Raw genomic sequence first — 4,318 nt, forward strand, 5'->3', positions numbered from 1 at the left:
GTATATCCCGACTCATCACTTTTTACTTTTTAGTATCGCTAGTATTTTCGGTATCTTTATGGCGTTTAACATCGGCGGAAACGACGTTGCAAACAGCTTTGGCACAAGCGTTGGTGCTAAAACTCTTACGCTAAAACAAGCCCTTGTTATCGCAGCTATTTTTGAGCTTAGTGGCGCGATATTTGCGGGCTCTGAGGTTACAAATACGATAAGAAATGAGATCGTTAAATTTCCAATCGACCTAAATCCGATGAAATTTGTCATCATCATGATCTCAGCCCTTCTAAGCTCCGGTCTTTGGCTCTTTTATGCTACAAAAAAAGGCCTTCCGGTCTCGACCACACACTCTATCGTAGGCGGTATCGTAGGTGCTGGACTTGCCATGGGTTTTATGATAAAAGACCCAGCTCCGCTTAGCATGGTCTCTTGGAGCGAGATCGGCAGGATCGCCGTTAGCTGGGTCATCTCGCCTCTACTTGGCGGTGTGATGTCTTACATTATATTTGGTTATGTAAAAAGAAAGATTTTAGACCCGACGCATGAGCTAAAAATGGACTTAAAAGCCCTAAAGTCCGAGAGAAAAGCATATAAAGAGAGCTTTGTAAAGGCACTAAAGACAAAGCCAGCCGAAGAGCAGATCGCTACGCTTTCAAGGATCGCTGTTATCGACGAGGACGAGATCGAAACGACCGAATATAGCGAGTACCGCTCAAAAATTCGCATCATGAAAGATAGCGAAAAAGAGATAGATACTTTTAAAGCTATGAAAAAGCACATCCCGATCATCGCTGGATTTGCCGCAATGGTCATCTCATCAATGATGCTTTTTAAAGGGCTTGAGCATATAAATTTAGCCTTTAGTATCATCCAAACTGTCTGGATCATCTTTGTTATCGGAGCGCTTGCATACCTAGCAAGCCTTGCCATCATCAACGTAATGAGTAAAAACGACAGCGAAAAAAGTATCAATAGAATTTTCTCATGGTTTCAAATTTTTACCGCTTCATCTTTTGCATTTTCACACGGCGCAAACGACATAGCAAACGCAGTTGGACCATTTGCTGCGGTGCTTGACGTGCTAAAAACTGGCTCGATAAACGAAAGCTCGCCGATACCAAGTGTTGCGATGGTGACCTTTGGTATCTCGCTCGTTGTTGGACTTTGGTTTTTAGGCAAAGAGGTCATCACAACTATCGGCTCAAAACTAGCTGAAATTTTACCTACAACTGGCTTTAGCGCGGAGCTTGCCTCAAGTATCGTCATACTTTTAGCTACAAAGCTTGGCATACCTGTTAGCTCGACTCATATCCTAATAGGCGCAGTTTTGGGCATCGGTATCGTAAATAAAAACGCCAACTGGAAAATGGTAAAACCTATCATCCTTGCTTGGCTCATCACACTGCCTGCAGCTGCGATATCATCGGCCCTGTTTTACTTTGGTCTTGCTTTGTTTTTGGGAATTTAGGAGTTAAATTTGTTGGTGTAGATATAAATTTATGCCAATAAATGCTTTAAAATTTTGCCTGCTTTACTATGAAATTTAATCTGTAAATTTGTAGAAATTTATCCTTGGCAAGCCTAAGCCTGCCAAGTAAATTTGAAGTTATTTTTTCTTAATGATGATCTTCTCACCGTCGCTATCGATGGTGATCTCATCGCCACTTTCAAGCTCATCTTTTAAGATCATATCAGCGATCTTGTCTTCAACTAGCTCATAAAGCGCTCTTCTAAGAGGTCTTGCGCCATAAACTATGTCAAAGCCAGCTTTTGCGATAAATTTCTTAGCCTCTTCGCTTAAAACTGCCTTGATACCGCGGTTGTGAAGAGTTTTTTCAAGCTCCTTAAACATGATCTCTACGATAGATATCAAGCCTTGCTCATTTAGAGGATTAAATATGATAGTGTCATCAAGCCTATTTAAAAACTCAGGTTTAAAGTAGTTTTTAAGCTCGTTTTTAACAGCTACATCACGATCTTCGCCCTTTAGCTCCATGATGAAATTTGAAGCGATGTTTGAAGTTAAAATGATGATCGTGTTTTTAAAATCAACCGTTACACCTTTATTATCAGTCGCACGTCCGTCATCTAAAATTCCCAAAAGTATGTTAAATACGTCCTTGTGCGCCTTTTCAACCTCGTCAAAAAGTATGACTGAGTATGGTCTTCTACGAACTGCCTCTGTTAGCTGACCGCCCTCATCGTAGCCTACATATCCTGGAGGCGCACCAAGAAGCCTGCTCACGCTATGTTTTTCCATATATTCGCTCATATCAAAGCGGATAAGCGCCTTCTCATCGTCAAATAAGAATTTAGCCAAAGCCTTAGCAGACTGAGTTTTACCAACGCCTGTTGGTCCAAGAAATAAAAACGAACCAATCGGCCTTTGACCCTCATTTAGCCCTGCTTTGTTTCTCTTAACAGCACGTGCAAGTGCGTGTAATGCGTCATCTTGACCGACAACACTCTCTCTTAGATGCTCTTCGATGCGCAGATATTTCTCTTTTTCGCTTGTTAGCATCTTTTTAACTGAAATTCCAGTCCATTTGCTCAAAATTTCAGCCACAAGCTCTTCATCGACTTGATTTTTAAGAAGCACGCCCTCTTTTTTCATGTGCTCCCATTTTTCTTCAAGCTCGTGTTTGTGCTTTTTGGCGTCTGCTATTTTGCCGTATTCTATCTCGGCAGCCTTTTGAAGATCGCCATTTCTTTTTGCTATCTCAGCTTGTGATTTTAAGCTATCGATCTCTTTTGTTGCTTTTGAAATTCCTCCAAAAACAGCCTTTTCGTTTTCAAATTTAGTATCAAGTGCTAGCTTTTTCTCATTTAGATCAGCTATTTCTTTTTCGATCTCGCCAAGTCTTTCTTTGTTTTTATCCGCATCCTCCATCTTTAGAGCTTCTTTTTCTACTTGAAGCGTTACGATCTCACGTTTTATCTTTGAAAGCTCGTATGGTTCGCTCTCTATTTGCATTTTTAGCTCAGCTGCTGCCTCGTCGATAAGATCTATTGCTTTATCCGGCAAGAAACGGTTTGCGATGTAGCGATCGCTTAGCCTTGCTGCGGCAACTAGCGCGCTATCAGTTATCGTGATGCCGTGATGAACTTCAAGACGCTCTTTTATACCACGTAAAATTTGAAGTGCCTCATTTACGCTTGGCTCTTTGACATCTATTGGTTGAAAACGTCTTTGAAGCGCTGCATCTTTTTCAAAGTATTTTCTATACTCTTTTAATGTTGTCGCACCAACAGCGTGAAGCTCGCCACGCGCAAGAGCTGGTTTTAGGATATTTGCAGCATCCATTCCACCCTCGCTCGCACCAGCTCCAACGATGGTGTGAATTTCATCTATAAAAAGTATGATGTTGCCAGCCTTTTTAACCTCGTCTATGACAGCTTTTAACCTATCTTCAAACTCGCCTCTATACTTTGCTCCAGCTACAACTGCGCTCATATCAAGCGCGATGACACGCTTGTTTGCAAGGCTTGTTGGCACATCGCGAGCAACTATCTTTTGAGCCAGCCCCTCAACGATGGCTGTTTTACCAACACCTGGCTCACCAAGCAAGATAGGGTTATTTTTGCTCTTTCTTATTAAAATTTGCATCATCCTAGTGATCTCTTCATCACGGCCGATGACTGGATCAAGCTCTTTGTTTAGGGCTTTTTGTGTTAGATCGATACCAAATTTCTCTAAGCTATCAAGAGTATCATCGCCGGTTTGGCTATCTATCTTTTTACCACCTCTTATGCTCTCAAGGTTCTTTTTGATCTCTAAAATATCGCAAAATTTGCTTAAAATTTGTTTGATCTCACTAAGCTCAAGAGCCGAGATGATCCATGTATCAACAGCTATGTAGCTATCGCCCATGCTTACCATTAAAGCTTTTGCATTTTCAAGCGAATTTATAAGCTCTCTTGAAACTGAAACGTTATCTTTTGTAACGTTTGAGCTACTTGGAAGTGACGAGATCTTGCTTTTTATCTCAAGCTCGACTGCGTCTTTGCTTATGTTCATCTTATTAAATACTTGATTTAAAATAGAATTACTATCAGCGAGCAAAGCCCAAAAGACGTGAAGTGGCACAACTTGTGGATTTTTAGAAAAGATCGCTAAGCTAACGCCTTTTTCAAGTGTCTCTTGCATCTGCGCTGTTAAATTTTCTGTTATGTCAGCCATTAAAGCTCCTTAAGTTATTTTATAATGGCGGCATTATATAACTTTAGTCTTATATTGTCAAGTATTTTTATAGCCTTTGTCACTCTTTTTATATAATTGCTAAAATTTGCTGTTATAAATTTGTGTTAAAAATAGACAAAA

At 40.5% G+C, this 4,318-nt stretch carries 2 protein-coding genes; one reads left to right on the forward strand and one right to left on the reverse strand.

What is annotated here, in order from left to right; translation table 11 throughout:
• Window positions 1–1,465, forward strand: a 1,465-nt coding sequence (locus tag Q0296_RS02650; protein WP_298036215.1) for an inorganic phosphate transporter, incomplete at its 5' end; no start/stop codon positions are given.
• Between the two features lie 138 nt (window positions 1,466–1,603).
• Here Q0296_RS02650 and Q0296_RS02655 read toward each other — a convergent pair.
• Window positions 1,604–4,177 carry an AAA family ATPase gene (locus Q0296_RS02655; protein WP_012001683.1) on the reverse strand — a complete coding sequence of 858 codons (2,574 nt, stop codon included), beginning with the start codon at window positions 4,175–4,177 and terminating at the stop codon, window positions 1,604–1,606.
• Window positions 4,178–4,318: the final 141 nt, after the last annotated feature.

Origin of the sequence: uncultured Campylobacter sp. (assembly GCF_937890585.1) — a bacterium.
GTDB lineage: Bacteria > Campylobacterota > Campylobacteria > Campylobacterales > Campylobacteraceae > Campylobacter_A.

Excerpts from the sequence above, each read along its gene's own strand:
- Q0296_RS02655 (WP_012001683.1), bottom strand. The coding sequence starts at position 4,177 with ATGGCTGACATAACAGAAAATTTAACAGCGCAGATGCAAGAGACACTT.